At 71.1% G+C, this 26,146-nt stretch carries 23 protein-coding genes; 6 read left to right on the plus strand and 17 right to left on the minus strand.

Annotated elements, in window-relative coordinates; all coding sequences use genetic code 11:
- Window positions 1–23: 23 nt before the first annotated feature.
- Genes ACP4E5_RS19335 through ACP4E5_RS19345 form a run of 3 tightly spaced genes read left to right on the plus strand, consistent with a single transcriptional unit; the run spans window position 24 to window position 1,719 of the window.
- Window positions 24–557, plus strand: coding sequence for a carboxymuconolactone decarboxylase family protein (locus ACP4E5_RS19335; RefSeq protein WP_425830388.1), 534 nt, complete (start codon window positions 24–26; stop codon window positions 555–557).
- Window positions 554–1,003 carry a carboxymuconolactone decarboxylase family protein gene (locus ACP4E5_RS19340; protein ID WP_425830390.1) on the plus strand — a complete coding sequence of 150 codons (450 nt, stop codon included), beginning with the start codon at window positions 554–556 and terminating at the stop codon, window positions 1,001–1,003. Before ACP4E5_RS19335 ends, ACP4E5_RS19340 begins: the two co-directional genes overlap by 4 nt.
- Window positions 997–1,719 (plus strand): isocitrate lyase/PEP mutase family protein, encoded by a 723-nt coding sequence (locus ACP4E5_RS19345; RefSeq protein WP_425830392.1) that lies wholly within the window; start codon window positions 997–999, stop codon window positions 1,717–1,719. The genes ACP4E5_RS19340 and ACP4E5_RS19345 overlap by 7 nt, the downstream gene beginning before the upstream one ends.
- A gap of 125 nt (window positions 1,720–1,844) precedes the next feature.
- Here ACP4E5_RS19345 and ACP4E5_RS19350 read toward each other — a convergent pair whose 3' ends face one another.
- From ACP4E5_RS19350 to ACP4E5_RS19405, 12 genes are all read right to left on the minus strand, one after another.
- Entirely contained in the window at window positions 1,845–2,732 is an 888-nt protein-coding gene (locus tag ACP4E5_RS19350) for an ABC transporter substrate-binding protein (protein ID WP_425841470.1), read from the minus strand.
- Between the two features lie 118 nt (window positions 2,733–2,850).
- Window positions 2,851–4,824 carry an ABC transporter permease gene (locus ACP4E5_RS19355; RefSeq protein WP_425830394.1) on the minus strand — a complete coding sequence of 658 codons (1,974 nt, stop codon included), beginning with the start codon at window positions 4,822–4,824 and terminating at the stop codon, window positions 2,851–2,853.
- On the minus strand, window positions 4,824–6,005 hold the full coding sequence (locus tag ACP4E5_RS19360) for a quaternary amine ABC transporter ATP-binding protein (RefSeq protein ID WP_425830396.1): 1,182 nt from the start codon (window positions 6,003–6,005) through the stop codon (window positions 4,824–4,826). The genes ACP4E5_RS19355 and ACP4E5_RS19360 overlap by 1 nt, the downstream gene beginning before the upstream one ends.
- Before the next feature lie 11 nt (window positions 6,006–6,016).
- Window positions 6,017–7,558 carry a GMC family oxidoreductase gene (locus ACP4E5_RS19365; RefSeq protein WP_425830398.1) on the minus strand — a complete coding sequence of 514 codons (1,542 nt, stop codon included), beginning with the start codon at window positions 7,556–7,558 and terminating at the stop codon, window positions 6,017–6,019.
- Between the two features lie 131 nt (window positions 7,559–7,689).
- Window positions 7,690–9,192: an aldehyde dehydrogenase family protein gene (locus tag ACP4E5_RS19370; RefSeq protein ID WP_425830400.1), complete on the minus strand. Its 1,503-nt coding sequence runs from the start codon at window positions 9,190–9,192 to the stop codon at window positions 7,690–7,692.
- Between the two features lie 198 nt (window positions 9,193–9,390).
- Complete coding sequence (locus ACP4E5_RS19375) at window positions 9,391–10,206, minus strand: hypothetical protein (RefSeq protein ID WP_425830402.1); 816 nt, start codon at window positions 10,204–10,206, stop codon at window positions 9,391–9,393.
- A complete protein-coding gene (locus ACP4E5_RS19380) occupies window positions 10,203–10,568 on the minus strand; it encodes a hypothetical protein (protein WP_425830404.1) in 366 nt (121 codons plus the stop codon). The genes ACP4E5_RS19375 and ACP4E5_RS19380 overlap by 4 nt, the downstream gene beginning before the upstream one ends.
- Window positions 10,555–12,312, minus strand: a complete 1,758-nt coding sequence (locus ACP4E5_RS19385; RefSeq protein WP_425830406.1) for a hypothetical protein — start codon at window positions 12,310–12,312, stop codon at window positions 10,555–10,557. Before ACP4E5_RS19385 ends, ACP4E5_RS19380 begins: the two co-directional genes overlap by 14 nt.
- Before the next feature lie 229 nt (window positions 12,313–12,541).
- Window positions 12,542–13,534: a malate dehydrogenase gene (locus ACP4E5_RS19390; protein ID WP_425830408.1), complete on the minus strand. Its 993-nt coding sequence runs from the start codon at window positions 13,532–13,534 to the stop codon at window positions 12,542–12,544.
- 269 nt (window positions 13,535–13,803) lie between these two features.
- Complete coding sequence (locus ACP4E5_RS19395) at window positions 13,804–14,829, minus strand: helix-turn-helix domain-containing protein (RefSeq protein WP_425830410.1); 1,026 nt, start codon at window positions 14,827–14,829, stop codon at window positions 13,804–13,806.
- A 266-nt stretch (window positions 14,830–15,095) separates the two neighbouring features.
- On the minus strand, window positions 15,096–15,569 hold the full coding sequence (locus tag ACP4E5_RS19400) for a DUF3017 domain-containing protein (RefSeq protein ID WP_425830412.1): 474 nt from the start codon (window positions 15,567–15,569) through the stop codon (window positions 15,096–15,098).
- An 85-nt stretch (window positions 15,570–15,654) separates the two neighbouring features.
- Window positions 15,655–16,518: a bifunctional methylenetetrahydrofolate dehydrogenase/methenyltetrahydrofolate cyclohydrolase gene (locus ACP4E5_RS19405; RefSeq protein WP_425830414.1), complete on the minus strand. Its 864-nt coding sequence runs from the start codon at window positions 16,516–16,518 to the stop codon at window positions 15,655–15,657.
- 303 nt (window positions 16,519–16,821) lie between these two features.
- Between ACP4E5_RS19405 and ACP4E5_RS19410 the strand changes: the two genes are divergently transcribed.
- The gene (locus ACP4E5_RS19410) at window positions 16,822–17,574 is read left to right on the plus strand and encodes an RDD family protein (protein ID WP_425830416.1); all 753 of its coding nucleotides are present in this window, start codon (window positions 16,822–16,824) and stop codon (window positions 17,572–17,574) included.
- A gap of 78 nt (window positions 17,575–17,652) precedes the next feature.
- On the opposite strand, the gene purH is transcribed toward ACP4E5_RS19410, so the two are convergent.
- Window positions 17,653–19,215 (minus strand): bifunctional phosphoribosylaminoimidazolecarboxamide formyltransferase/IMP cyclohydrolase, encoded by a 1,563-nt coding sequence (gene purH, locus ACP4E5_RS19415; protein WP_425830418.1) that lies wholly within the window; start codon window positions 19,213–19,215, stop codon window positions 17,653–17,655.
- Window positions 19,212–19,841 (minus strand): phosphoribosylglycinamide formyltransferase, encoded by a 630-nt coding sequence (gene purN / locus ACP4E5_RS19420; protein ID WP_425830420.1) that lies wholly within the window; start codon window positions 19,839–19,841, stop codon window positions 19,212–19,214. The genes purH and purN overlap by 4 nt, the downstream gene beginning before the upstream one ends.
- Window positions 19,842–20,186: 345 nt before the next feature.
- On the opposite strand from purN, the gene ACP4E5_RS19425 reads away from it, so the two are divergent.
- Window positions 20,187–20,975: a hypothetical protein gene (locus ACP4E5_RS19425; protein ID WP_425830422.1), complete on the plus strand. Its 789-nt coding sequence runs from the start codon at window positions 20,187–20,189 to the stop codon at window positions 20,973–20,975.
- Between the two features lie 80 nt (window positions 20,976–21,055).
- Here ACP4E5_RS19425 and ACP4E5_RS19430 read toward each other — a convergent pair whose 3' ends face one another.
- Window positions 21,056–22,408, minus strand: coding sequence for a cell division protein PerM (locus tag ACP4E5_RS19430; RefSeq protein WP_425830424.1), 1,353 nt, complete (start codon window positions 22,406–22,408; stop codon window positions 21,056–21,058).
- Window positions 22,409–22,530: 122 nt separating this feature from the next.
- Between ACP4E5_RS19430 and ACP4E5_RS19435 the strand changes: the two genes are divergently transcribed.
- Complete coding sequence (locus ACP4E5_RS19435; protein WP_425830426.1) at window positions 22,531–23,718, plus strand: helix-turn-helix domain-containing protein; 1,188 nt, start codon at window positions 22,531–22,533, stop codon at window positions 23,716–23,718.
- Window positions 23,719–23,793: 75 nt separating this feature from the next.
- On the opposite strand, the gene sucD is transcribed toward ACP4E5_RS19435, so the two are convergent.
- Both sucD and sucC read right to left on the minus strand, forming a co-directional pair.
- Window positions 23,794–24,675 (minus strand): succinate--CoA ligase subunit alpha, encoded by an 882-nt coding sequence (sucD, locus tag ACP4E5_RS19440; protein WP_425830428.1) that lies wholly within the window; start codon window positions 24,673–24,675, stop codon window positions 23,794–23,796.
- A gap of 21 nt (window positions 24,676–24,696) precedes the next feature.
- Window positions 24,697–25,875, minus strand: a complete 1,179-nt coding sequence (sucC, locus tag ACP4E5_RS19445; protein ID WP_425830430.1) for an ADP-forming succinate--CoA ligase subunit beta — start codon at window positions 25,873–25,875, stop codon at window positions 24,697–24,699.
- Between the last annotated feature and the right edge of the window lie 271 nt (window positions 25,876–26,146).

Below are 26,146 nucleotides of genomic sequence, written 5' to 3' on the forward strand. Positions count from 1 at the left end.
TACTTCCTCCGTAGGCTCGAAGCATGACGAACAACGAGAACAGCACCGAGAACAGCACCACCAACAGCACCGCGAACCCCGTGTACGTGCACGAGCACACCCCCCGCCTCGACTGGTCCCGCCACGCTCCCGAGGTCTTCAAGGCGATGATCAAGCTGGACGCGGCCGCCCGCGCGGGCCTGGACCCCAAGATCGCCGAACTGGTCAAGGTCCGCGCCTCGCAGATCAACCGCTGCGCGCTCTGCCTCGACATGCACACGAAGGACGCGCTCGCGGCGGGCGAGAGCGTGGAGCGGATCATCCAGCTCAGCGCGTGGGAGGAGTCGAAGCACTTCTACACGGAGAAGGAGATCGCGGCCCTGGAGCTCACCGAAGCGATCACGGTCCTCACCGACGGCTTCGTGCCGGACGAGGTGTACGAGAGGGCGGCGAAGGTCTACGAGGATCAGGAGCTGGCCCAGCTGATCGCCGCGATCACGGTGATCAACGCCTGGAACCGGTTCGGCGTCTCGACCCGCCAGTCGCCGGGTCACTACACGCCGGGCGACTACAAGTGACCGTGCGCACACGGCAGTTGGACGCCGGGGTCCGGACGGCGATGCAGGCGCTCAGCGCGGCGGCCAAGAAGGGCCTCGGCGACCCGGTCCTCACCGAACTGGTGGCGATCCGGGCGTCGCAGATCAACCAGTGCGCGTTCTGCCTGGACATGCACGTCGACATCGCGGTGCGGAAGAACGGCGAATCCGGGAAACGCATCGCGCTGCTGAACGCGTGGCGTGAGGCCGGCGACGCGTTCAACGACCGGGAAAGGGCTGCGCTCGCGCTCACCGACGCCATGACGCTCCTGACGGACGGCTACGTCCCCGACGAGACGTACGAGACGGCGGCGCGGCACTTCACCGAGCCCGAACTCGCCCACCTCATCGCCTCGATCACGGTCATGAACAACTGGAACCGGCTGATGGTGAGCCGTCGCATCGAACCAGGAGGCCCCGCATGGTGAGCCCTGTCGAGCAGCTCCGCGCCCTGCACCACGACCGCTCCCCCGGCGACCCTCTCGTCCTCCCCGGCCCGTGGGACGCGGCGAGCGCCCGCGTCTTCGAGGAGACCGGCTTCCCGGCCCTCGCGACTCCGTCCGCCGGGGTCGCGGCATCACTCGGCCACGAGGACGGGCAGACCCCGGCGGACGAGATGTTCGCGGCGGTCCACCGGATCGTGCGCGCGGTGTCGGTGCCGGTGTCGGCGGACATCGAGGGCGGGTATGGGCTCGCGCCGAAGGAACTGGTGGAACGCCTCCTGGAAACCGGCGCGGTCGGCTGCAACCTGGAGGACTCGGCCCCCGACGGCACCCTCAAGTCCCCTCAGCAGCACGCGGATTGGCTGGCGGAGGTCCGCGCGGCGGCGGGCGACCGCATCATCCTGAACGCGCGCGTCGACACGTTCATCCGCGGCGCCGCGAACCCGATCGACGAGGCGGTGGAACGCGCCCGCCTGTACGTGGCGGCGGGCGCGGACTGCGTCTACCCGATCGGCGCCCCGGCGGACGCGCTGCCCGCCCTGCGCTCCGGAATCACGGGCCCACTCAACGTGGGCGCACCCCCTGGCGGCCCGTCACCCCGCGAATGGGGCGAACTGGGCGCGACCCGCGTCACGTTCGGCCCTGGCTTGCAGCGTCGGGCGATGGAGGCGGTACGGAAGATCGCGGAGAGCCTGCGCTGAGCGTGGCGTCCGGGTCCCAGCTGTTCCGGCCCGCGTGCGCGGCGCCTGGACCGGAGGGGACTGTGACGGCTGGCGACGACCACGTGTCGTCAGCCGTCACAGTCCCCTCCGGCTTCTTCTCCTGGCTACTTCTTCGGGAGCCAGGACTTCCACGTCGACTCGTGCGTGTCGACCCACTTCTTGGCGGCGGCCTCAGGCGTGAGCTTCTTGTCGGCGATCAGGAGCGAGACCTCGTTCTGGTCGTCCGTCGTCCACTTGAAGTTCTTCAGGAGCTGCGCCGCCTCGCCGCCGTGCTTGGCGAAGTCCGTGTTCAGGTACTTCTGGAGCGACGTCGTCGGGTACGCGCAGGTGATCTTCTGCGGGTCGGCGTCGCAGCCCTCCTTGTACTTGGGCAGCTTCACCTCCGTCATCGGCACCTGCTTCGTGAGCCACTGCGGCGTGTACCAGTACGACAGGAACGGCTTCTTCTGCTTGGCGAACTGCTTCATCTGCGTGATCTGCGCGGCCTCGGAGCCGGCGAAGACGACCTGGTAGTCCAGGTTCAGGTTCTTCACCAGCGCCTTGTCGTTCGTCACGTACGACGGGGAGCCGTCGAGGAGTTGGCCCTTGCCGCCGCTCTCCGCCGTCTTGAGCTGGTCGGCGTATTTGTTCAGGTTCTTCCAATTGGTGATGTCCGGGTGCTTCTTCGCGAAGTACGTCGGGACGAACCACCCGATGTGGCCCGTGACGCCGAGGTCGCCGCCCGGCTCGATCAGCTTCTTGTCCTTGACGTAGCGCTGCACCTGATCGGGGTGGCCCCAGTCCTCCAGGATCGCGTCGACGCGGCCCTGGCTGAGGGCGTCCCAGGCGGGGACCTCGTCGACCTGCACGGTGTCGACGCGGTAGTCGAGTTCGTGCTCCAGGAGGTACTTGGCGACGGCCACGTTCGCCTGCGCGCCGACCCAGGACTGGACCGAGAGGGTCACCGTCCTGGCGCCCTGCGCGTTGGCGAACGGCGAGGACTGCTTGGTCATGTCGGCCGCGCCGCAGCCGGTGGCCGCCAGCAACGTCCCCACACCGATGACCGCCTTCAGCGGCGTCAGGCGTGTGCTGATGCGCGTACGGAATCGCGTTCGGATACCGATACCCATGTCAGGCCCCCTTTCCGGCGTTCTCGCGGCGCCCGGTCGGCTGTGTCACCCGGTCGAGCATCAGGCCCAGGCAGACGATCGCGGCGCCCGCGACGAGGCCCGTGGCGAGGTCGCCCTGGGCGATGCCGAACACGACGTCGTAGCCGAGCGCGCCACCGCCGACCAGACCGCCGATGATGACGACGGCGAGGACCAGGACGATGCCCTGGTTGACGGCGAGCAGCAACGCCGGGCGGGCGAGCGGGAGTTGGACCTGGCGGAGCTGCTGGCCCGCCGTCGCGCCCATCGAGCGGGACGCCTCCATCGCGGCCGGGTCCACCTGTCGTAGGCCCTGTGTCGTGATGCGTACGACGGCGGGGAGCGCGTAGACGACCGCGGCGGCGACCGCCGGGGCGCGGCCGACGGCGAAGAGCGCGACGACCGGGATCAGGTACACGAACTGCGGCATCGTCTGGAAGACGTCGAGGACGGGGCGCAGGAACCGCTCGAAGCGCTCGCTGCGGGCCGCGGCGATACCGATCGCGAAGCCGAGGACCAGCGTGACGGCGACCGCCGCGATGACCTGCGACAGCGTGTCGAGGGACGGCTTCCACACGCCCAGTACGCCGACGCCCGCCATCGCGAGGACCGCGGTGAGCGCGGTGCGCCAGGTGCCGATCAGCCAGGCGAGCGCGGCGACGATCAGCAGCACCGACCACCAGGGCAGCCAAGTGAGGCCGTCGCGCACGGGGTTGAGGATCCCCGTGGTGAAGTGCGCGGCCCAGTCGGCGGTGCCGCCGATGTACGGGACGCCGGAGTACAGGTGGTCCGTCATCCAGTCGACGGCGTCGTTGACGTGCGTGGCGATGTTCACGGTCCAGGAGTCGGGCCAGTCGAGGCGGCCGACGAGGCGGCCCACGACGGCGACCACCCCGGTGCCGACGACGACGGCGAGCACGTCCCACTTCGCGGGCACGGCGGCCGGGTCGTGCGAGCCCATCCGGGCTCCGGCCGCGGCCGTGACCCGGTCGAGGACGACCGCGAGCAGCACGATCGGGATGCCGGCCGCGAGCGCGGCACCGACGTCGACGGAGGCGAGCGCCTGGTAGACGCGGTCACCGAGGCCGCCCGCGCCGATCACGGACGCGATGACGGCCATGGAGAGCGCCATCATGATCGTCTGGTTGAGGCCGAGGAGGAGCTCCTTGCGGGCCAGCGGGAGGCGGGCGGAGAGGAGTCGCTGGCGGGCCGTCGCGCCGAGCGAGGTGACGGCTTCCATCACGCCGCCGTCCGCGGAGCGCAGGCCGAGCGCGGTGAGGCGGGCCATCGGCGGGGCGGCGTAGACGACCGTGGCGAGCACGGCGGCCGGGACGCCCATGCCGAAGATGAGGACGACCGGGAGCAGGTACGCGTAGGCGGGCAGCACCTGCATGGTGTCGAGGACCGGGCGCAGCCCCCGGTACATGGTGTCGCTCAGGCCCGCGGCGAGGCCGAGGACCGCGCCGAGGAACACCGAGACGAGCACGGCGATCACCATCAGGGCGAGGGTTTGCATGGTGGGCACCCACATGCCGAGGGCGCCGCAGGCCAGGAACGCGACGACCGCGGACGCGGCGAGGCGCCGGCCCGCCACCCGCCAGGCGATCAGCCCGGCCGCCGCCGTCACGCCGGCCCAGCCCATGGCGAGCAGGACCAGGTATACGGCGCGCACGGACAGGACGACCGCGTTGCTGATGTAGCCGAAGAAGTACAGGAACAGCGGGTGGCTGTCCCGGTTGTCGATCACCCAGTCCGTGGCCTTGCCGAGGGGTTCGGTGAGGTCGACGGTGAGGGCGTGCGGCCAGGTCCCGCTGTGCCACTTGGCGTGGGCCAGCGGCACGAGGATCGCGGCGACGACGGCGAGCAGGACGATCTTGCCCAGGGCGCGGTTGCGCCAGAACGGACGGGGCTGCTCAGCGGTACTCGTGGCCGGAGCAGCCGTTACGGCAGCAGCCATCAGCCCGCCTCCGTACCCTCGTCGGCCTTCTTGCCCTCGGCGGCGGTGGGCAAATCAAGCCCCGCCGGCGATTGAGGCGCGGGGTCCGGGGCGGAGCCCCGAGACGTAGGAACGGCTCCCGCGTCGGACGACACACCGGCCACAACGCCCAGCAGAAGCTCGTGGTCGACCACGCCGACACACTCACCCTGGTCCACCACCCGCACGGCGAACCCGCTGGAAGCAACCGCCTCGATCGCCTCCGACACCGTGGCATCGGCCGCGATCGAAGGACCGCGGTCGGCCTCGTCCGCATCGGCGGGCCGCATGGCCCTGCGTACGGTCATGACCTGCTCGCGCGGCACATCGCGGACGAACTCGCGGACGTAGTCGTCGGCGGGCGCGCCCACGATCTCATCGGGCGTGCCGAGCTGGACGACCTTGCCGTCGCGCATCAGGGCGATGCGGTCGCCGAGGCGCAGCGCCTCCTGGAGGTCGTGGGTGATGAAGACCATCGTGCGCCCCTCCTCGCGGTGCAGGCGCACGACCTCCTCCTGCATGTCGCGCCGGATCAGCGGGTCGAGCGCGCTGAACGGCTCGTCGAAGAGGAGGACTTCGGGGTCGACCGCCAGCGCCCGCGCCAGGCCGACGCGCTGCTGCTGGCCGCCGGACAGCTGACCGGGGCGGCGCTGCTCCAGCCCGTCGAGGCCGACCTTCGCGACGACCTCCATCGCCTTCGCCCGGCGCTCGGCACGCCCCACGCCCTGGATCTCCAGGCCGTACGCGACGTTGTCGAGGACCGTGCGGTGCGGGAGGAGGCCGAAGTGCTGGAAGACCATCGCCGCGCGGTGCCTGCGGAGTTCGCGCAGGCGGGACTTGTCCATGCCCAGGACGTCCTCGCCGTCGATCTCCAGCGTGCCGGACGTCGGCTCGATGAGCCTGGTCAGACAGCGTACGAGGGTCGACTTGCCGGAGCCCGACAGGCCCATGACAACGAAGACCTCGCCCCGCTTCACGTCGAACGACACATCGCGAACGGCGGCCGTGCAGCCGGTCCGCTCGCGCAGCTCGGCGGCGCTCAGGTCCGTCAACTCGGCGTCGCCCGGGACGCGTTCGGCCTTCGGGCCGAACACCTTCCACAGGTTGCGCACGGCGAACACGGTCTCGGAACCGGTCCGCTCACCAGCGTCCACAGAAGTCATCGTCGCGCTCATCACGCATCACCACCCAGCAGTTCGGCGCACTTCTCCCCGACCATGAGCACCCCGATCATCGGGTTCACCGCGGGCATCGTCGGGAAGACGGACGCGTCGGCGATACGGATGGAATTCAGCCCGCGGACCTTCAACTGGGGGTCTACCACGGCGAGTTCATCGTCCGCAGCACCGATGCGGCAAGTTCCCGCGGGGTGGTAGACGGTGTGCGCGACCTTGCGCGCGTACTCGCTGAGCGCCTCGTCGTCCGTGACGTCGGGGCCGGGGCACACCTCGCGCTTGAGCCAGCCGGCCAGCGGCTCGGTCTTGGCGATCTCGCGGGCGATCTTGATGCCGTCGACGAGGGTCTTGCCGTCGTAGTCGTCCTCGTCCGTGAAGTAACGGAAGTCGAGGGCGGGCTTGACCTCGGGGTCCGCGCTGGTCAGGTAGACGCGGCCGCGGCTCTTCGGCTTGGGGATGTTCGGCGTCATGGACACCCCGTGCTCCGGCTGTACGTAGCCGAGGCGCTCCGGGTTGTCCGTGAACGGGATTTGGTAGAAGTGGAACATCAGGTCGGGCCCGGCCGCTTCCGGGTCCCGCTGGATGAACAGGCCGGCGTCGCTGTCCATGGCGCTGTTCTCGGGGATCGGGCCGTTCGTCTCCCAGACGATGACGGACTCCGGGTGGTCGAGCAGGTTCTCGCCGACGCCCGGCAGGTCGTGCAGGACCGGGATGCCGAGGGCCTCCAGGTCGGCCTTCGGGCCGATGCCGGAGTGCATCAAGAGGCGGGGCGTGTCGACGGCTCCGGCGCACACGAGGACCTCGGTGCGCGCCGATATGAGCTTCTCCGCGCCGTCCTTGCCGCGCACGCGCACGCCGCGCGCGGTCAGCCCTTCGTCCGAGGCGTCGAACTCCAGCTTGTACGCCCACGTCTCAAGGAGGAGCGTCAGGTTGGGGCGGTCGCCGGCCTCCATGTGCGGGTGGAGGTAGGCCACCGAGGCACTGGAGCGCTTGTTGTTCTCGGGGTGGTACGCGAGGTCGAAGAAGCCGACGCCGTCCTTGAACGGGCCCTTGTTGAAGCCCTCGACGCGCGGGACGCCGGTCGCCGCCTGCGCGGCGGCCACGAAGTCGCTCGCGATCGCGTTCCGGTCCTTCTCGTCGACCGGGACGATGTTGTTGCGGAGCTTGGAGAAGTACGGGTCCATCGTCTTGTGGTCCCAGCCCTCGGCGCCCGCCGCCGCCCACTCGTCCCAGTCGCCGGGCAGCGGCTTGAACGAGATGAGCGTGTTGTGCGACGAGCAGCCGCCCAGCACCTTGGCGCGGCTGTGCAGGATGTGCGAGTTGCCGCGCGGCTGCTCCGTGGTGGTGTAGCCGTAGTCCAGGTCGCCGCCGAGCAGGCCGAGCCAGCGGCGCAGCGTCAGCACGTCGTCGCGGTCGATGTCGCTGGGGCCACCCTCGATGACGGCGACGGTGACGTCCGGGTTCTCGGTGAGCCGGGAGGCGATCACCGATCCCGCGGTGCCGCCACCGACGATGACGTAGTCGTAGGTGTTTTCAGACATTGCTCTGCTCAGCTCCAAGAAATCCACAAATTCCAGCCCCGCCGGCGATTGAGGCGCGGGGTCCGGGGCAGAGCCCCGAGACGTTCACACGGCCTACGCGCACGGACGCGAGGCCACGACCACGGACGACGTCAGCCCGCGAACCAGCGGACCGGCTTCGGCGCCAGGTTCTGGTACACGTGCTTGCTCTCGCGGTACTCGGCGAGCCCGGCGGGGCCCAGCTCGCGCCCGACGCCGCTCTTTCCGAAACCGCCCCACTCGGCCTGCGGGAGGTAGGGGTGGAAGTCGTTGATCCAGACGGTGCCGTGGCGCAGGCGGCGCGCCATGCGGCGGGCGCGCCCCGCGTCGGCGGTCCACACGCCGCCCGCGAGGCCGTACTCGGTGTCGTTGGCGAGGGTGACGGCCTCGTCCTCGGTGCGGAACGTCTCGACGGTGAGGATCGGGCCGAAGGTCTCCTCGCGGACGACGCGCATCTCGCGGTGGCACTGGTCGAGGACGGTCGGCTCGTAGAAGTAGCCGGTGGCGGGCCGCACGTCGCTGGGCTCGGGGCGCTTGCCGCCGCAGCGCAGCACGGCGCCCTCGGCGAGCGCGGAGGCGACGTAGTCCTCGGTCTTGGCGCGCTGCGGCTCGCTGACGAGCGGGCCGCACTCGACGTTGTCCTCGGTGCCGCGGCCGAGGCGGATCTTCTCGGCGCGGCGGGTGAGTTCGGCGACGAAGCGCTCGCGCACGGACTCCTCGATGATGAGCCGGGAGCCGGCGGAGCAGACCTGGCCGCTGTGGATGAAGGCGGCGTTGAGGGCCTGGTCGACGGCGGTGTCGAAGCCCTCCTCCGTCTCGCACGCGTCGGCGAAGACGACGTTCGGGTTCTTGCCGCCGAGTTCGAGGGCGACCTTCTTGACGGAGACGGCCGCGGCCTGCGCGACCTTGGTGCCGCTGATCAGGCCGCCGGTGAAGGAGACGAGGTCGACGTCGGGGTGGTCGGCGAAGCGGGCGCCGACGGTCGCGCCGGGGCCGGTCACGATGTTGGCGACGCCCTGCGGAAGCCCGGCCTCGACCAGCAGCTCGATCAGCACGACCGTGGTCAGCGGCGTGATCTCGCTCGGCTTGATGACGAAGGTGTTGCCCGCGGCGAGCGCCGGGGCGATCTTCCAACTCGCCTGGAGGAGCGGGTAGTTCCACGGCGTGATCATCGAGCAGACGCCGACGGGCTCGTGCACGACGACGCTGTGGATGTCGTCGGAACCGGCGTCGACGACGCGGCCCGCGCCCTCGCCGATGACGAGGTCGGCGAAGTAGCGGAAGGCGTCGGCGACGCAGTCGACGTCGACGCGGCCCTCCTCGACGGTCTTGCCCGCGTCCCGGCTCTCCAGGAGGCCGATCTTCTCCCGGTCGCGGACGAGGAGGTCGGCGACGCGGCGCAGCAGCGCGGCGCGCTCGGCGACGGGCGTGGTCGGCCACGGGCCCTCGTCGAAGGCCTTGCGGGCGGCGGCGATCGCGGCGTCCGCGTCCTCGGTGCCACCCTCGGCGATCACGGCGAACGGCTTGGCATCCGCAGGGTCGAGGATCTCGCGCGTGGCCCCTGCCGCGGCCCCGCGCCACTCTCCGTCGACATGAATGGTGTTTTGCACTGACACGACCTGCTTCGCCTTCCGTTCCGGGAATGTCCCCGAGTACCGCAAACGCCTTCTGGCGCTCTCTCGGTGACGTCGGAAGCCCCTGCCCCGACGTGTGGGAAGCATGCCCGTACGGCGACGAAAGTGCGCTGTGTCACGACACGGCGCGGGTGTGGGCGGCGACGCTGCGTGAGAGCAGGGCCGACCGCCCGCGCCCTTTCACTCCCCCTTGAACCGCGAGAGCACGGTGGCGAGCCGGGCCTTCTGCGCGGGCCACTCGGTCTCCGGGCCCGCGACGAGCACCGCGTACTGCGTGCCGTCCTGCGCGGTGAACGCGAGGTCGACCACCTTTCTGCGCGCGCCCAGCTTCTCGCTGTCGTACGCGTAGACCAGCTCGGCCGCGTCGTCGGTCACGTCGTCCGAGGCCCCCTCGGGGGCCGGGGTCTCCTTCAGTGAGGACTGCTCGTACCCGTCCTTCGAAAGGCTCGTCGAGAGGTTCCCGGCCGCGACCCGGAGCGATTGGAGCGGTGTGGTGTCCGGCTCCGTGATGGTGAAGACCTGGATGAGCGAGGCCTCGTCGGACGACGTGTAGAACACCCCCTGCTCGTTCTCGCTGCGGTCCCAGTCGTCGGGCACCGCGAGCGTGAAGCCCGCCGCGTCCTTCACCTGCCGGTAGCCGGCGGGAAGCTCCCCGCTCGGCGAGGGGGTGGGGGACGGTGGCGGTGTCGGAGAGCTGTGGATGGGCTTCGGGGACGTCGGATTCGGCTTCGGGTCGGGCACCGGGTCGTCCCCGCGGGTCATCAGCACCGCCCCTGTCGCGACAGCGGCGCCGAACACGGCCGCCGCCAGGATGACGAGGGCGAAGCGCCGGCCCCGGCCGGGCGGCGACGGGGACGGCTCCTGCGGTTCGGGGCCCGGCCAGGGCGCCGGCGGGGCGTACTCCGGGCGCGGCGGAGGCGGCGACGAGACAGAGCCGGGGCCCGAGCCCGCCTCCTCCCAGCGCTGGGTCTCCTCGTTCCAGTGCCTTCCGCTCATCTCATGTTCCCCAGCATCGCGGCGACCGTGCCGGCCGACGAGAGCAGCGAGACGACCGCCTGCGAGTCTCCGAGCAGCGCGCGCAGCCGCTCGATCCGGCTCGGCGGGGTGCTGCCGGTGCGGGTGATCTCGCCCTCCGTCTCGGCGAGTTCGGCGTCGAGGGTGCGCACCCGTCCGTCGTCGTCGCGGAGCCGGGGCAGGTCGGCGCGGAGCGCGCGCACCGCTTCCAGCAGCTCCCGCATCGCCTCGTCGTTCTGCGGCGCGCTGTTCGTGTGGCTCTCCGCGTGGGCGTGGCTGCCGATGGCGAAGGTGCTGCCGTGGACGTCACCGATGGTGACCGAGGGCTCGTCACTCGCTGCCATGGTCGTCGGTTCCCTTCTCGTTCCGGGTGCCGCCGGGCGCTCCCGATGTCGCGCGGGCGTGCGAGCCGACGGCGAAGGTGGAGTCCTCGACGCGGTCGATGTTCACGCCGCCGCTGCTGATGTTCACGATCTTCTGGACGAACTCGCCGGTCTGGTAACCGGATTCGGCGAGCGCGTGCAGCACTCCGTTGGCGATGCGGTCCTGGATCGACTTGAGGTAGCGCTCGACGTCCATCTGCTGGAACTGCGAGCCGGGCCCCTCCGAGCCGAGCTCGCGCACCGACAGGGCGGGGCCGTCCGGCAGCGCGCCGCTGTGCCCGCCGGTGAGCACCTGCCAGCCGTAACCGGCCCAGCGGCCGATGGTGACGAGGGAGCGCACGGGCGAGCCCGCCACCCGCGCGAAGGCCCAGGCGGCCTTGCCGACCGGGTTGTTCTGGCGGAACTGGTGGGCGGCGCGGTCCGCGTTCTGGAACGGCTCGCGCACCGGGGCGAGGACGTGCGGCGCGATCTCCAGCATCAGCATCCGGCCCTGGGTGTGGACGCGGACGAAGACGGTGACGACCAGCTCCTCCTCCCAGCCGCCGACCCGGATCCGCAGGAAGTGCCGACGCTTCTCCGCGCCTTCCTCGACGGACCGGGCCCGGTGCTCCTCGAACCTCTCCTCCTGGTACGGGGCGTCCTGCCGGTGCGCGAGGCCCTCGGCGGGCAGGAAGACGCACTCGTCGATCTCCAGCCGGCGCAGCCGGTCGCGCACGGTGGTGCCCGCGAACTCGGCGGGCAGCCGCAGCTGTTCGAGCAGCGGCCGGATCTGCTCAAGGATCTTCCGGTTGTTGAGCGGCTGCTGCTTTTTCATCCCGTCGGGACGCAGCTCGACGGCGAGGGTCCAGGTGTCGACCGGTTCGCCCGCCCCGCAGAACGGGCGGACCGCGTGGTACATGATCAGCGGTGCGTGCTGCTCCTCCCTGATCCGCCGCTTCACTCGCTGGAAGCGGGCGCCCTCGGCGCTCTCCGCCGGGTCGGCGGACGCGTCCCCGAACCGCGCCTCGGACAGCTCGGCCCCGAGCGCGCGGGCGAACTGGCTGCACTGGGCGCCCACGCACCCGGCGATCAGGGCGAGCACGAGCAGCGTGAGCCAGCCGTGCAGGGCGTCACCGGAGCCGGTGCTCTCGGGAACCATCCAGCTCACCGCGGAGGGCAGGCTCTCACTGAGGCCCGAGCGGACCTCGTAGGAGGTGCTGTCGTAGCTGTCCTCGCCTCCGCCGACGACCATGGCCACGGTGGAGACCAGCAGCATCGCCAGCAGGATCCGCCCCCACCAGCGCACGTACCAGGCGATCACCCGGCGGTAGACCGGCGGCCGCTTGCCGGGTCCGCGGATCCAGACGCCGAGCGCGAGCAGCGCGGACGGCAGCAGGAACGCGAGGATCCAGTAGTCGGTCAGCGGCAGACCCACCACCCACAGGCCGAGCACGGCCGCGGACCAGGCCACTTCGATGCGCCGGGCGCGTAACGCGTGCGCGAGGACGCGGGCCGCGTCGAAGCCGAGCGAGGGCGCCACGATGCGCTGCTCGTACAGATGCAGCTGCTCGATGACACGGTCGCGGTAGGACTGGTCGAGATAGGCGCCGGCGCAGAGCAGCCGGGTGGCCTCGCTGGCGTGCGGCGGTTTCGTCGGCGGGGGTGGCCCCACCGCCCCGACATCGGTCCCGGATGACGACTGCTCTGGAACATAGGCGGTGCTCACACCACTCCCCCGACATTGCCATCGATGATGACTGTTCGAACTGCCCGTACACGCGCGGCAGTTGATGCAGGAGAAGCATAGGACGTCTCGGTGACATGCAGAACTGGATACTCCGCATGGGTCCGTGGTGGGACCACAGAAAAGCGGTTGCCCCTCGGACACCGGGATGTCCGAGGGGCAACCGCCGCGACCGCGCGGGTCACATGAGCGTCAGGCGCGCATCAGTGGATCAGATGAGGCCCAGGCCGCGGACGGCCTCGCGCTCGTCCACCAGCTCCTGCACGGACGCGTCGATGCGCGTGCGCGAGAACTCGTTGATCTCCAGGCCCTGGACGATCTCGTACTTGCCGTCCTTCGTGGTGACGGGGAAGGACGAGATGATGCCCTCCGGCACGCCGTACGAGCCGTCCGACGGGATGCCCATGGACGTCCAGTCGCCCTCGGCCGTGCCGTTGACCCACGTGTGGACGTGGTCGATCGCGGCGTTGGCGGCGGAGGCGGCCGAGGACGCGCCACGGGCCTCGATGATCGCGGCACCGCGCTTGGCGACGGTCGGGATGAAGTCCTCGGCCAGCCACGCCTCGTCGTTGCCGATGGCCTCGATGGCGGGCTTGCCGGCGACGGTGGCCTGGAAGATGTCCGGGTACTGGGTCGCCGAGTGGTTGCCCCAGATCGTCAGGCGCTGGATGTCGGCGACCGTGGCGCCCGACTTCTTCGCGAGCTGGGTCAGCGCGCGGTTGTGGTCGAGGCGGGTCATCGCGGTGAAGCGCTCGGCCGGTACGTCCGGGGCGGCGGCCTGGGCGATCAGCGCATTGGTGTTCGCCGGGTTGCCGACGACCAGGATCTTGACGTCGTCCGCGGCGTGGTCGTTGATCGCCTTGCCCTGCGGCTTGAAGATGCCGCCGTTGGCCTCGAGCAGGTCGCCGCGCTCCATGCCCTTCGTACGCGGGCGGGCGCCGACGAGGAGGCCGACGTTGGCGCCGTCGAAGGCGACGTTCGGGTCATCGGTGATCTCGATGCCCTGAAGCAGCGGGAAGGCACAGTCGTCGAGCTCCATGGCGGTGCCCTCGGCGGCCTTGAGCGCCGGGGTGATCTCCAGGAGACGCAGTTTGACCGGCACGTCCGCGCCGAGCAGCTGGCCGGAGGCGATGCGGAAGAGCAGTGCGTAGCCGATCTGGCCGGCGGCGCCGGTGACGGTGACGTTCACGGGAGTGCGGGTCATGGCGTTCTCCGTAGGACAGCAGGTCAATTTGATCGATCTCTTGGTATCAAGAGATCCTTTCGTCAGGCTATCGCGCCCCGCCCGCACGGGAACCACAGGTACATGTGGCCCGCCCCACACGAGGACGGCCGTCCGGGCCCGGGAGAGAAAGGCTCGAACGGCCGCCGTGGGGGTGCCACTGCGTCATCCCGTGGGGGTAGTGCTGCGCCTTCCCCGAAGCGGCGCACCCATGCCCCGTCGCGCGGAGCTGCCTCGGAACCGCTGCGGAGCTACTTGGTGCAGCCCTTCTGTCCGCTCGCGAGCGTCACGCACGCCTTGACGTCGGAGGCCGCGTCCACGGCCATCATCGGCGTGTACGCGTCCGTGTCCGCGGCGCTCACCGTGCCCTTCTTCGAGGACGCGGCACCCTTCTGGAGCCGTACGACATCCCCGGGCGCCGCGCCCTGGATCCGGCCCCACGCCGCCTTGCACGTCTTGCTGTAGCGGACCTGGACGGTCACGGAGCCGATCACGGCCTCCGTCGAGTTCTGGGCGAGGTCACCGCCGCAGTTCATCGCCTCTGGGTCCTTGCCGCCGCAGCCCGCGCCCACGCACTTCACGCCGTCGGGCAGCTGGGGCGCGCTCGCGCTCGGCGAGGGCGACTTCCTGGCCTCGGCTCCGTCGCCCCCCTTCCCGTTGAGCACGAAGAAGCCGATGGCGACGATCAGGGCCGCGCCCAGCGCCCCGGCCCCGAACATCAGCAGCCGGCGCCTGCCGCCCCCGCCGCCCGGCACCGCGCCCCGCGGCGGCTCCTCCGGCGGCAGCACCGGAGCGGGACCGAACTGGTCGATGCTCGGCGCGGACGCCTGCGGCGGCACGGTCGGGCTCTTCGCCCCGCCCTGCTGAGCCTGCTTGTCCTGCTGAGCCTGCTTGTTCTGCTTGGCCGGTTTGGTCTGCGTGGCCTGCGCGGGCCCCCCGAACTCGCCCAGCGCGGCCCGCGCCTGGGAAATCCGGATGGCCTCCATGGTCATGTCGTGGCGCATCTCGGAACGGCTCCACGCGCGCTCCGCGAGCTCCCACATCGTCGTCAGATGAACGGGATTGGTGCCGGTCACCTCGGCGAGCGAGACGATGGCACCCTTGGGCGCGAGCAGCCGCCCGTTCAGATACCGCTCCCACGACGTCTTGCTGTACCCGGTACGGTCCGCGAGCGCGGCGATCCCCAGGCCGCTGCGGTCCACAAGCCGGCGCAGCTGTCCGGTGAACTCCCTGACCTGTGGGTCGAGTTCATCCGGAAGCGCCTTCCAACGAGGCATATCGCCCTTCCCCCTAGATCCCCCCGCGAGCCCTGTCCCCCCGCGCCGCGCTTCGCGCTTCGGCCCCCACTGGCTACCCATTGAGATGCGGGAAACCGGGTGTCAGGTTCCCGGTCCGGGGGCGCACGGGGTCATTCGACAGCGTGCAGCGGGCCCCGCGTGCGGAAAACGCGGAGAACGTGCTGGAGATCACCACAAAGGGAGGCGGGGCCTCCAATGAGGAGGCCCCGCCTGTCACTTGGGGTTGTCAGTGGCTCGCCGACAGGTCATCGCACCGTGAAGTGGAGGGTGTCCTGAAGAAACGGAAGCTTCAGCCAGGGGTCGGGCTGCGCCATCATCGCGAGCAGCACGATGACGATGCCGAGGCCCGCGCACGTGATCATGTCGGTGAAGCGCGAGCGCACGGCCAGCATCCCGACGTCCGGCAGCAGCCAGCGCAGCACGGCCCCGCCGATCAGCGCGACACCCACCAGGATCGTGCCGACGCGGAAAAGGCCGAAGGCGGTCAGCAGCAGCCCGAGCGCGGTCACCGAGAGAACGGCGATCAGCGGCCACTGGCGGGCGGGCGCGGGCGCGTCCCCGCCGGCGGCCCGGCCGCCGCCCTCCGGTCGCGCGGTGTCACGCGTGAAGAGCGGGAAACGCCGGCTACCGGTCTTCTTCCCGCCTGCGGAGCCAACTGCGGAATCGTCTGCGGACGCGTCTGCGGACGCGCTGTCAGGCGCGTCCTCCGCGGCGCTCATCGCGGCGCGTCCGGACACTCCCGCGGAAGCCGCCCCGGACGCACTCCCGAACCCGCCGCCAGCGGCGCCCGCGGCGCCCGCCGCCTCAGCCGACACCGTTCGCGTCCCGTTCGGCGGCCTCGACCACGTTCACGAGGAGCTGGGCACGGGTCATCGGGCCGACGCCGCCAGGGTTCGGCGAGATCCAGCCCGCGACCTCGGTGACGCCGGGGTGGACGTCGCCGACGATCTTGCCGTTCTCGTCGCGCGAGACGCCGACGTCGAGCACGGCGGCGCCCGGCTTGACGTCCTCGGGCTTGATCAGGTGCGGCACGCCCGCGGCGGCCACGACGATGTCGGCCCGCTTGAGGTGCGCGGACAGGTCACGGGTGCCGGTGTGGCACTGCGTCACCGTCGCGTTCTCCGACTTGCGGGTGAGCAGCAGCGGCATCGGCCGGCCGATCGTGACGCCACGGCCGACGACGACGACCTCCGCGCCCTTGATCTCCACGCCGTGCTTCCGGAGCAGCGTGATGATGCCGTACGGGGTGCAGGGCAGCGGCGCCGGCTCGTTGAGCACCAGGCGGCCGAGGTTCATCGGGTGCAGGCCGTCGGCGTCCTTGTCCGGGTCCATCAGCTCCAGGACGCGGTTCTCGTCGATGCCCTTGGGCAGCGGCAGCTGCACGATGTAACCGGTGCAGGCCGGGTCCTCGTTGAGCTCGCGGACGACGGCCTCGATCTCCTCCTGCGTGGCCGTCGCGGGCAGCTCGCGCTGGATCGACGCGATGCCGACCTGCGCGCAGTCGCGGTGCTTGCCCGCGACGTACTTCTGGCTTCCGGGGTCCTCCCCTACGAGGATCGTGCCGAGACCCGGCGTGACCCCCTTCTCCTTCAGCGCCGCCACGCGGGCGGTCAGATCGGACTTGATCGCGGCTGCGGTGGCCTTGCCATCGAGAATCTGGGCGGTCATGGGGCCATTCTCGCAGGGGGGTGTGTCATGGCCCAAGTTCGCCCCTGGCCGCTTCTCGTACCTTTGCTTGACCACGCACTCTTCCGGGCGCCCCACATTGCACTTGCACAACAAGTACACACGTCGGCTGGACAGCCCTCCCGCGCGCACGGGAGCATGACTCGGTGCATTGCCGCGGGGAGTCGGGGAGGCGGCGGCAGGGGGCAGCTCGGGGGAGTTCGTTTACTCGCGCGGTCATACACCTGGCCCGTTCCTCTTCGCTATCCGCGCCGTCCCCGCGTCATCAACGGAGGAACCCCCGCCATGAGTTTCGGCGACCAGAACAACCCCTACGGCCAGCAGCCACAACAGCCGCAGAACAACCCCTACGGCCAGCAGCCGCCCCAGCAGCCCGGCCAGTATCCCCAGCAGGCCCCGCAGGGCGTTCCGCCGCAGGGCTACGGCTACCCGCAGCAGCAGCCGCCCGGCCAGTCCTACGGGTACCCCCAGCAGCAGCCGGGGCAGCCGTACGGCGCGTACCCGCAGGGTCCCGGCGGCCCGGGCGGCTACTTCCCGCAGTCGGGGCCCGGCGCCCCCGCCTCGATGGGCCGCCGCTTCGGCGGCCGCCTCATCGACGGCGTCCTGATCGGGATCATCAACACCATCCTCACCTTCGTGGGCGTCGTGGGCTCCGTGTCCTCGGTCAAGGACTGCGACCCGTACGCGTCGGACTACTCGTCCTGCGTGAACGACGCCTCGTCCAGCGCGGTGGCCTCCATCTTCGCGGTCGTCGGCGTCCTGTACCTCATCGCGTTCCTCTACGAGTGGCTGATGATCGCCACGGTCGGCGCCACGCTCGGCAAGATGGCCGTCGGCATCCGCGTCGTCAACTCCGAGAACGGCGGCAAGCCGGGCTTCGGCGGTGCGCTCGTGCGCATCCTGATCCCGATCGCCGGTGTGATCGCCTGCGGCATCGGCCAGCTCCTCGTCTTCCTGTCCCCGTTCTGGGACAAGTCGGGCCGCCTGATGGGCTGGCACGACAAGGCCGCGAAGACCGCCGTCGTCACGAACTCCTGACGCGGTCCGCAGCGAAAGGGCCCGCCGGTCTCGACCGGCGGGCCCTTCGTCGTGCGATTCGTCGTGCGATGCCGTGGATCAGTGGAAGAAGTGGCGCGTGCCCGTGAAGTACATCGTCACGCCCGCCTTCTTCGCGGCCTCGACGACCAGCTCGTCGCGGACCGAACCGCCCGGCTGGACCACGGCCTTGACGCCCGCGGCCGTCAGGATCTCCAGGCCGTCCGGGAACGGGAAGAACGCGTCGGAGGCGGCGTACGCGCCGCGCGCCCGCTCCTCGCCGGCCCGCTCGACGGCGAGCTTCGCGGAGTCCACGCGGTTGACCTGGCCCATGCCGACGCCGACGGAGGCGCCGTCCTTGGCGAGCAGGATCGCGTTGGACTTCACCGCGCGGCACGCCTTCCAGGCGAACGCCAGCTCGTCCAACTCGCCCTGGGACAGGGCGTCTCCGGTCGCGAGCGTCCAGGTCGCCGGGTTGTCGCCGTCGGCCTGAAGGCGGTCGGTGACCTGGAGGAGCGCGCCGCCGTCGATCTGCTTCGTCTCGACCTTCGCGGACGGCCCGTTGGGCGCCCGGAGAACGCGGATGTTCTTCTTCTTGGTGAGGGCTTCGAGGGCGCCGTCCTCGTAGTCGGGCGCGACGATGACCTCGGTGAAGATGTCGGCGACCTGCTCCGCCATCTCCTTGGTGACCGGCCGGTTCACGGCGATCACGCCGCCGAACGCGGAGAGCGGGTCACAGGCGTGCGCCTTGCGGTGGGCCGTGGCGACATCGGCGGCGACGGCGATACCGCACGGGTTCGCGTGCTTGATGATCGCGACGCACGGGTCGGCGTGGTCGTACGCGGCACGGCGCGCGGCGTCCGTGTCCGTGAAGTTGTTGTACGACATCTCCTTGCCGTGCAGCTGCTCGGCCTCCGCGAGACCGCCGGTGCCGTCGACGTAGAGCGCGGCGCCCTGGTGCGGGTTCTCGCCGTAACGGAGCACGTTCTTGCGCTCGTACGTGGCGCCGATGAAGTCCGGGAAGCCCGAGTCGTCGGCGGCGGCGTAGTCGTCGGCGAACCAGGAGGCGACGGCCACGTCGTACGCGGCGGTGTGCTGGAACGCCTCGGCGGCGAGCCGCTTACGGGCCACCAGGTCGAAGCCGCCGTCCGTGACGGCCTTCAGGACGTCCCCGTACGCGGCCGGGTTCACGACCACCGCGACCGACGGGTGGTTCTTGGCGGCGGCGCGGACCATCGAGGGACCGCCGATGTCGATCTGCTCGACGCACTCGTCGGGGCTCGCGCCGGAGGCGACGGTCTCCTTGAACGGGTACAGGTTCACGATCACCAGGTCGAACGGCTTCACACCGAGGTCGGCGAGCTGCTTCTGGTGGTCCTCCAGGCGCAGGTCGGCGAGGATGCCGGCGTGCACCTTCGGGTGCAGGGTCTTCACGCGCCCGTCGAGGCACTCCGGGAAACCGGTCAGCTCCTCGACCTTGGTGACCGGCACCCCGGCGGCGGCGATCTTCGCGGCGGTGGAACCGGTGGACACCAGCTCGACGCCCGCCGCGTGGAGCCCCTGCGCGAGCTCCTCCAGACCCGACTTGTCGTAGACGCTGACCAGCGCCCGGCGAATGGGCCGCTTGTTGCTTTCGGCGGTCACGGGATAACTACCTTTCGTCCCTCAATGCTGAAGCCGTTACGGGCGAGCCGCCCCACGACATCGACGAGCAGCGTGCGCTCGACTTCCTTGATGCGCTCGTGCAGAGCGCTTTCACCGTCGTCCGTGTCCTCTTCCACGATCTCGACCACGCCCTGCGCGATGATCGGACCGGTGTCGACGCCGTCGTCGACGAAGTGGACGGTGCAGCCGGTGACCTTGGCGCCGTACGCGAGCGCGTCCCGCACGCCGTGCGCACCGGGAAAACTGGGCAGCAGGGCCGGGTGCGTGTTCACGAACCGCCCGCCGAAGCGGGCCAGGAACTCCTTGCCCACGATCTTCATGAACCCCGCCGACACCACCAGGTCCGGCTCGTACGCGGCGGTGGCCTCGGCGAGCGCGCGGTCCCACTCCTCGCGGGTGGCGTGGTCCTTCACGCGGCACACGAACGTGGGCAGCCCCGCGCGCTCGGCGCGCTCCAGGCCGACGATGCCCGTCCGGTCGGCGCCGACGGCCACGATCTCGGCGCCGTACGCGTCGGACCCCTGTGCCGCGATCGCATCGAGGAGTGCCTGCAGATTCGTACCTGATCCGGAGACCAGCACGACGAGGCGCTTGGCCTTGGCCACGACGGGGCCCTTTCTAGGGGAGCTACGGTGCGCGGTCGGCCCCTGCGGCGCATCTTTGTGCGTTCGCATGAACGCTTCGCCCTCCCCTATACGGGGAACCCTACGAAGCGGCCGACCGGCAGCAACGATACCGGCACTGCCGATGGCCCCCACGGGACGGGGGATCGGGAGGGGCATTGCGCAGCAATACTTTGCAAGGGCGGCGGCGGGAGACGGGCGGGTCTACAGGTAGCGTCGGCGGAACGGAACGCTGAGCGGCCATCGGACGTTGACGTGAAGAACGCCACGCCCGGGCCGCGCCAAGCGGCTCCCGTGACCGCCGACCTAGGGGAAGACGCACATCTGATGCCGGACCGAAGCCTTCGCCTCACGCTGCCCACCGGCGCCGTCCTGCCGCGCGAAGGCCGACCCACGCCGCCGTCGCCGCCGTCCAAGGAGTCGGACGACACCAAGGACAGCAATCCGTTCGCGCCGCCGGCCGAGGACGCGCCCGACCGGCCGTGGCAGCCGCGCCGCCCGGAGGGCTCGGACTCCGACTCGGGATCCGGTTCCGGTCAGGGCGGGGGCAGCTCCCCCTGGGGCGGCCAGTGGAGCGACCGGCAGCCGGGCCGCGCCCAGGGCGGCCGCTTCGGCGACCGGCCGGGCACCGGCGGGAGCGGCGGCCCCGAGGGGCAGAACGGCGGGCAGGGCCCCGGCCCCGGCGGCATGCGCTGGGACCCGACGGACCCGGCCCAGCGCCGCGCGCGCTACGCGCTGCTCTCCGGCATGTGGGGCTTCTTCTTCGCCCTGTTCAGCTGGCCGTACGTGGCGCTGCTGCTCGGCGTGCTCGCCCTGTACTGGGGGGTGAGCGCGCTGCGCATGAAGCCCCGCCCGGCGGACCCGGACACCCCGGCCCCGGCCCCCGCGACGCCCCGCCCCGCGGGCCCCGAGGCCACACGGCCGCAGACGACGGCGGCGATCAGCGGCCTGGTCACGGGTGCGCTCGCGCTCGCGATGGTGGCGTCGCTGTTCACGGCGAGGATGGTCTACAGCGAGTACTACGACTGCCGCACGGACGCGTTGACCAACGCGGCGAAGAAGTCCTGCGAGGACCTTCTGCCGAAGGAGCTGCGGCCGTTGCTGGGTGAGCGCTGAGGCTTGATATTTCAAGCCCCTGCGGCGATTGAGCAGGCCCGTCCGGCAGGACTTTCGGGAAGGGGCGGGGTGGGGGACGGTCACGGCTCCGGGCGGAAAGCGTCGTCGAAGAAGTCGTAGCGCTCCAGCGGCGACTCCGGCGAGGTGACCGCTTCCAGGCCGGCCTCCGGCTGCGGCTGCGGCTCCAGCCCCGACTCCGCCTCCGGCCCGCGCCCCGCCCGCTCCCGCCACCACCACACCGCCGAGCCCACCGGCACCCCCACGGCACAGACCCACCCCGCGGCCACCGCCCCGGTCAGCCACCCCACCGGCCCGAACTCCGCGAGCACCGACCGGCCGAGGGGCCCACCGGCGGCCCCGGCCAGGCAGCCCATCGCCACGCCGCACAGCGCCCCGGCCACGGCGACCCCGCCCGCGGTCCGCCGCCACGTCCACCCCGCTCCGGCCGCCACGACGAACCCCGCCACGACCACTCCCGCCACCACGGGCACCGCCCCCACGGCCCACGTGAGCGGCGACCCGTCCCCGGCCTTCGGCACCGCCACGAGCAGCGGGAAGGCGGGCAGCGTCGCGGCCCCGGAACTCCCCAGCGGCCCCACGGTGTGCCCGGCCCCGAGCACGACCCCGGGCCCCAGCGCGTACGCGGCGCCCCAGATCGCGGCGTTCGGCACGAGCCCCGCGCAGAGCAGCAGCACCGCGAGCCGCCCCGACCACGCCCCCGTGAGCTGAAGAAACGACTCCCGCACCGCCTCCCCGTGCCACACGAGCATCCCGGCCACCAGCAGCGCCCCGCCCGCGACCAGCGCGAGCACCCCGGCCAGCGCCGCCCGCACGGCGACCGGCGCCACCTCCCGTACGAACCCCTCCGGGAGCAGTCCCGACAGCGGACCCGGCAGCGGGCCGTACGGCCGCCCGTGCGCCGTCCACATCCCGGCCCCCGCCGCGGCGACCGCGAGCACGACCAGGTGCGCCGCACAGCTCACCCACGAGGGGCGCAGCTCACCGCCCGCGCAGTAGTACGTCGCCGCGGCCGCCACCGACAGATAGCCGAGCGCCACTCCGGCCCACACACCCGCAACGGACTCGGACTCCTCCGCCGCGTCCCGCGCCGCCCGGTGCACCAGCCAGACCGGCAGCGCGAGCAGCAGCAGCGGACTGACGCCCAGGGGTACCGGCACCCCGGACAGGGTGTCCGTTCTGATCACTTCGGCGCCGTGCGCCAGAAGCCACAGCGCGGCGGCGGTGTGCAGCGCACCGCCGGAACCGCTGTCGGGGAACGGCGAGCTGATCCACAGCACCATCACAAGCACGGCGCACGCCCCGAGCCCGAGTCCCGCCGCGAGGGCCCCGCGCAGCGCGGCCCCGACGGGACCCGGGGCCCGTTCCCGCAGCCGGGTCAGGAGCAGGGGCAACGACAGTCCAAGGCCGGTCATTTGGGTCACCGGCCCATGCTCCCAACGACACGCCCTTACCTCGCGCAACAGGCGAAGCCCGGATGTGTCGCACAAGATACGTTTATGTTCTTTTTCGCACGAAAGGGTGTGTGGAGTTCACGATGACGCAGGGCGCTGCCACCCCACTGCCGCCGCCCAAGGAGCGCCGCAGGCTCCGCGAGGCCGGCTCGTTGTCCCGGGACCAGATCGCCGAGCGGGTCGGCGTGACACGCGAAACCGTCCGCCGCTGGGAAGCCGGCCGCACCACTCCAAAGGGTCAGAAGCGGGAGGCGTACGCGCGCCTCCTGGCGGAGCTGACCGCAGCGGAGGAGCCGGCACCGGAGACGGCGGGGCCGGCCCCCGAGGCCGCCGCGATACAAGAACCCGCACCGCCGAAGGCCGGGGCCACCGCCGCCGTCACCGCCTCCTCCGCCGGCACCGTCACGGCCACCGTCGTGGCGGAGCGGGAGCCCGACCCCGCGCCGGAACCCGTCGCGGCGGCGCCCCACGCCGCCCGTACCGCCGCCGAGGCCTTCGACGCGCTCTACGCGCACGCCGCGCCGTTCCTCGTGCGGCAGACCTATCTGCTCACCGGCCGCCGGATCCTCGCCCGCGAGGCCGTCGAGCGCGCCTTCCAGCAGGCCTGGCAGCAGTGGCCCGAGGTGGCCGTCGACCCGGACCCGGCAGGCTGGGTGCGGGCGGCGGCGTACGAGTACGCGATGTCGCCGTGGCACGGCCTGCGCCCCGGCCACCGCCAGCCGGAGGCGCCGCCGGCCACCCCGGAGGACCGCGAGCTGCTCGGCGCGCTCCTGGACCTGCCGCCGGTCTACCGGCGCACGCTGCTGCTGTACGACGGGGTGGGCCTGGATCTGCCGGAGACCGCGGCGGAGACGGAGGCCAGCACCCCGGCCGCCGCGAACCGCATCCTGCACGCCCGTGAGGCCGTCGCCGAGCGGCTGCCCGAGCTCGCGGTCCCCGAGCAGCTGCACCGGCGGCTGACCGAGCTGGCGGGCGCGGAGAAGCTGGACGCGCCCGTGTCGACGGTGGTGCGCAGCGGCGGCGAGCGGCGCACCCGGTTCCTGACGCGGGCGGCCGTCGCGTTCACGGTCTTCATCATCGGCGCGACGGCGCTGACCGTGCGGGTGGCGCCCACGCACTACGAGCCGGTCCCGGCGCCGGGTTCACCGATCGCCGGCGTTCCGCCGCTGACGGGTCCGGAACGGCTGACGCCCGCGGACCTGGAGCTGCGCAAGGAGCTGCGGGAGCGGCTGAGCGGAGGGCCCGAGCGGCTCACGCCGCGGACCGAATAGCGCGGCTTCCGCGACAACGCCAGTGGGCCCGCACCGTCGCCGGTGCGGGCCCACTGAGCTGCGTAGGAGAGCCTCTTAGCTGAGGATCTCGCGCGCCAGCTTCGCCGTCTCGGTCGGCGTCTTGCCGACCTTGACGCCGGCGGCCTCGAGGGCCTCCTTCTTGGCCTGCGCGGTGCCGGAGGAGCCGGAGACGATGGCGCCGGCGTGGCCCATGGTCTTGCCCTCGGGCGCCGTGAAGCCCGCGACGTAGCCGACGACCGGCTTCGTCACGTTGGCCTTGATGAAGTCGGCCGCGCGCTCCTCGGCGTCGCCGCCGATCTCACCGATCATGACGATGAGGTCGGTCTCGGGGTCGGCCTCGAACGCGGCGAGCGCGTCGATGTGCGTCGTGCCGATGACCGGGTCGCCACCGATGCCGACGGCGGACGAGAAGCCGATGTCACGGAGCTCGTACATCATCTGGTACGTCAGCGTGCCGGACTTCGAGACCAGGCCGATGCGGCCCGGCTTCGTGATGTCGCCCGGGATGATGCCGGCGTTCGACTGGCCCGGCGTGATGAGGCCGGGGCAGTTCGGGCCGATGATGCGGGTCTTGTCGCCCTTCGACTTCGCGTACGCGTAGAACGCGGCGGAGTCGTGGACGGCGATGCCCTCGGTGATGACGACGGCGAGGGGGATCTCCGCGTCGATGGCCTCGACGACCGCGGCCTTGGAGAAGGCCGGCGGGACGAAGAGCACGGACACGTTGGCGCCCGTCTTCTCCATCGCCTCGGCGACCGTGCCGAAGACCGGGATGTCATTGCCGTCGATGTCGACGGACGTACCGGCCTTGCGGGGGTTCACGCCGCCGACGATGTTCGTGCCGTCGGCGAGCATGAGCTTGGTGTGCTTCATGCCCGTGGCACCGGTCATGCCCTGGACGATGACCTTGCTGTCCTTGTTGAGGAAGATAGCCATGGCTGTTCTGTCCCTCGTCCCTTACTTCGCGGCCGCGAGCTCGGCGGCCTTGTCGGCCGCGCCGTCCATGGTGTCCACGCGCTGCACCAGCGGGTGGTTGGCGTCGGAGAGGATCTTGCGACCCAGCTCGGCGTTGTTGCCGTCGAGGCGGACGACGAGGGGCTTCTCGACCTTCTCGCCCTTCTCCTCGAGCAGGGCAAGCGCCTGGACGATGCCGTTGGCGACCTCGTCGCAGGCGGTGATGCCGCCGAAGACGTTGACGAAGACCGACTTGACGTCGGAGTCGCCGAGGATGATCTCCAGGCCGTTCGCCATCACCTGGGCGGAGGCGCCGCCACCGATGTCCAGGAAGTTGGCCGGCTTCACGTTGCCGTGGTTCTCACCGGCGTACGCGACGACGTCCAGCGTCGACATGACCAGACCGGCACCGTTACCGATGATGCCGACCTCGCCGTCGAGCTTGACGTAGTTGAGGCCCTTCTCCTTGGCGGCGGCCTCGAGCGGGTCGGCCGCGGCCTTGTCCTGGAGGGCCTCGTGGTCGGGGTGCCGGAAGTCGGCGTTCTCGTCCAGCGACACCTTGCCGTCGAGGGCGATGACCTTGCCGGACTTCACCTTGGCGAGCGGGTTGACCTCGACGAGGAGGGCGTCCTCCTCGATGAAGGTCTTCCACAGCGTCTGCAGGATCTCGGCGACCTGGTCGGCGACGTCGGCCGGGAACTTGGCGTCCGTGACGATCTTGCGGGCGACCTCGGGGGTCACGCCCTCATTGGCGTCGATCGGCGTCTTGGCGACGGCCTCCGGACGGGTGGCCGCCACCTCCTCGATCTCCACGCCGCCCTCGACGGAGGCGATGGAGAGGAAGGTGCGGTTGGTGCGGTCCAGGAGGAAGGAGACGTAGTACTCCTCCACGATCTCCGGAGCCGTCTCGGCCATCATCACCTTGTGGACCGTGTGGCCCTTGATGTCCATGCCGAGGATGTTGGTCGCGTGCTGCACGGCCTCGTCGGGGGTGGCGGCCAGCTTCACGCCGCCGGCCTTGCCGCGGCCGCCGACCTTCACCTGCGCCTTGACGACGGACTTGCCGCCAAGACGCTCGGTCGCCTCGCGGGCCGCCTCAGGCGTGTCGATGACTTCACCGGCCAGCACCGGTACACCGTGCTTGGCGAAGAGGTCCCTCGCCTGGTACTCGAACAGGTCCACGCGCGTCCGTCCCTATCAGTGATCTCGCGGTTCGTTATCTGCGTGGGCGTGCCGCGAGGGGCAACGTGACTCCGCTGTCACACGTGACGAGTGCTGTCGCTACGAGTGCTGTCGCTGCTGTCACTTGGGAGGCGTACACGGTGGCCGAGTACGCGGCATGTCCGTCTCGCAGGTTATCGCCGCTCAGGGACGGCTTCTAAATCGCAGATCACACCTGAGCGGTGATACCCATCACAGAGCGTCCTGTTTGTGGTGCTATTTGGCGCGGTGC

Origin of the sequence: Streptomyces fractus (assembly GCF_049844455.1) — a bacterium.
GTDB classification, from domain to species: domain Bacteria; phylum Actinomycetota; class Actinomycetes; order Streptomycetales; family Streptomycetaceae; genus Streptomyces; species Streptomyces fractus.

What these genes read in the sequence shown, in the direction of transcription:
- ACP4E5_RS19335 (WP_425830388.1), top strand. Translation starts at nt 24, where the DNA reads ATGACGAACAACGAGAACAGCACCGAGAACAGCACCACCAACAGCACC.
- ACP4E5_RS19345 (WP_425830392.1), top strand. Translation starts at nt 997, where the DNA reads ATGGTGAGCCCTGTCGAGCAGCTCCGCGCCCTGCACCACGACCGCTCC.
- ACP4E5_RS19350 (WP_425841470.1), bottom strand. Translation starts at nt 2,732, where the DNA reads ATGACCAAGCAGTCCTCGCCGTTCGCCAACGCGCAGGGCGCCAGGACG.
- ACP4E5_RS19355 (WP_425830394.1), bottom strand. Translation starts at nt 4,824, where the DNA reads ATGGCTGCTGCCGTAACGGCTGCTCCGGCCACGAGTACCGCTGAGCAG.
- ACP4E5_RS19360 (WP_425830396.1), bottom strand. Translation starts at nt 6,005, where the DNA reads ATGACTTCTGTGGACGCTGGTGAGCGGACCGGTTCCGAGACCGTGTTC.
- ACP4E5_RS19365 (WP_425830398.1), bottom strand. Translation starts at nt 7,558, where the DNA reads ATGTCTGAAAACACCTACGACTACGTCATCGTCGGTGGCGGCACCGCG.
- ACP4E5_RS19375 (WP_425830402.1), bottom strand. Translation starts at nt 10,206, where the DNA reads ATGAGCGGAAGGCACTGGAACGAGGAGACCCAGCGCTGGGAGGAGGCG.
- ACP4E5_RS19380 (WP_425830404.1), bottom strand. Translation starts at nt 10,568, where the DNA reads ATGGCAGCGAGTGACGAGCCCTCGGTCACCATCGGTGACGTCCACGGC.
- ACP4E5_RS19390 (WP_425830408.1), bottom strand. Translation starts at nt 13,534, where the DNA reads ATGACCCGCACTCCCGTGAACGTCACCGTCACCGGCGCCGCCGGCCAG.
- ACP4E5_RS19395 (WP_425830410.1), bottom strand. Translation starts at nt 14,829, where the DNA reads ATGCCTCGTTGGAAGGCGCTTCCGGATGAACTCGACCCACAGGTCAGG.
- ACP4E5_RS19400 (WP_425830412.1), bottom strand. Translation starts at nt 15,569, where the DNA reads ATGAGCGCCGCGGAGGACGCGCCTGACAGCGCGTCCGCAGACGCGTCC.
- ACP4E5_RS19405 (WP_425830414.1), bottom strand. Translation starts at nt 16,518, where the DNA reads ATGACCGCCCAGATTCTCGATGGCAAGGCCACCGCAGCCGCGATCAAG.
- ACP4E5_RS19410 (WP_425830416.1), top strand. Translation starts at nt 16,822, where the DNA reads ATGAGTTTCGGCGACCAGAACAACCCCTACGGCCAGCAGCCACAACAG.
- ACP4E5_RS19425 (WP_425830422.1), top strand. Translation starts at nt 20,187, where the DNA reads ATGCCGGACCGAAGCCTTCGCCTCACGCTGCCCACCGGCGCCGTCCTG.
- ACP4E5_RS19430 (WP_425830424.1), bottom strand. Translation starts at nt 22,408, where the DNA reads ATGACCGGCCTTGGACTGTCGTTGCCCCTGCTCCTGACCCGGCTGCGG.
- ACP4E5_RS19435 (WP_425830426.1), top strand. Translation starts at nt 22,531, where the DNA reads ATGACGCAGGGCGCTGCCACCCCACTGCCGCCGCCCAAGGAGCGCCGC.
- sucD (WP_425830428.1), bottom strand. Translation starts at nt 24,675, where the DNA reads ATGGCTATCTTCCTCAACAAGGACAGCAAGGTCATCGTCCAGGGCATG.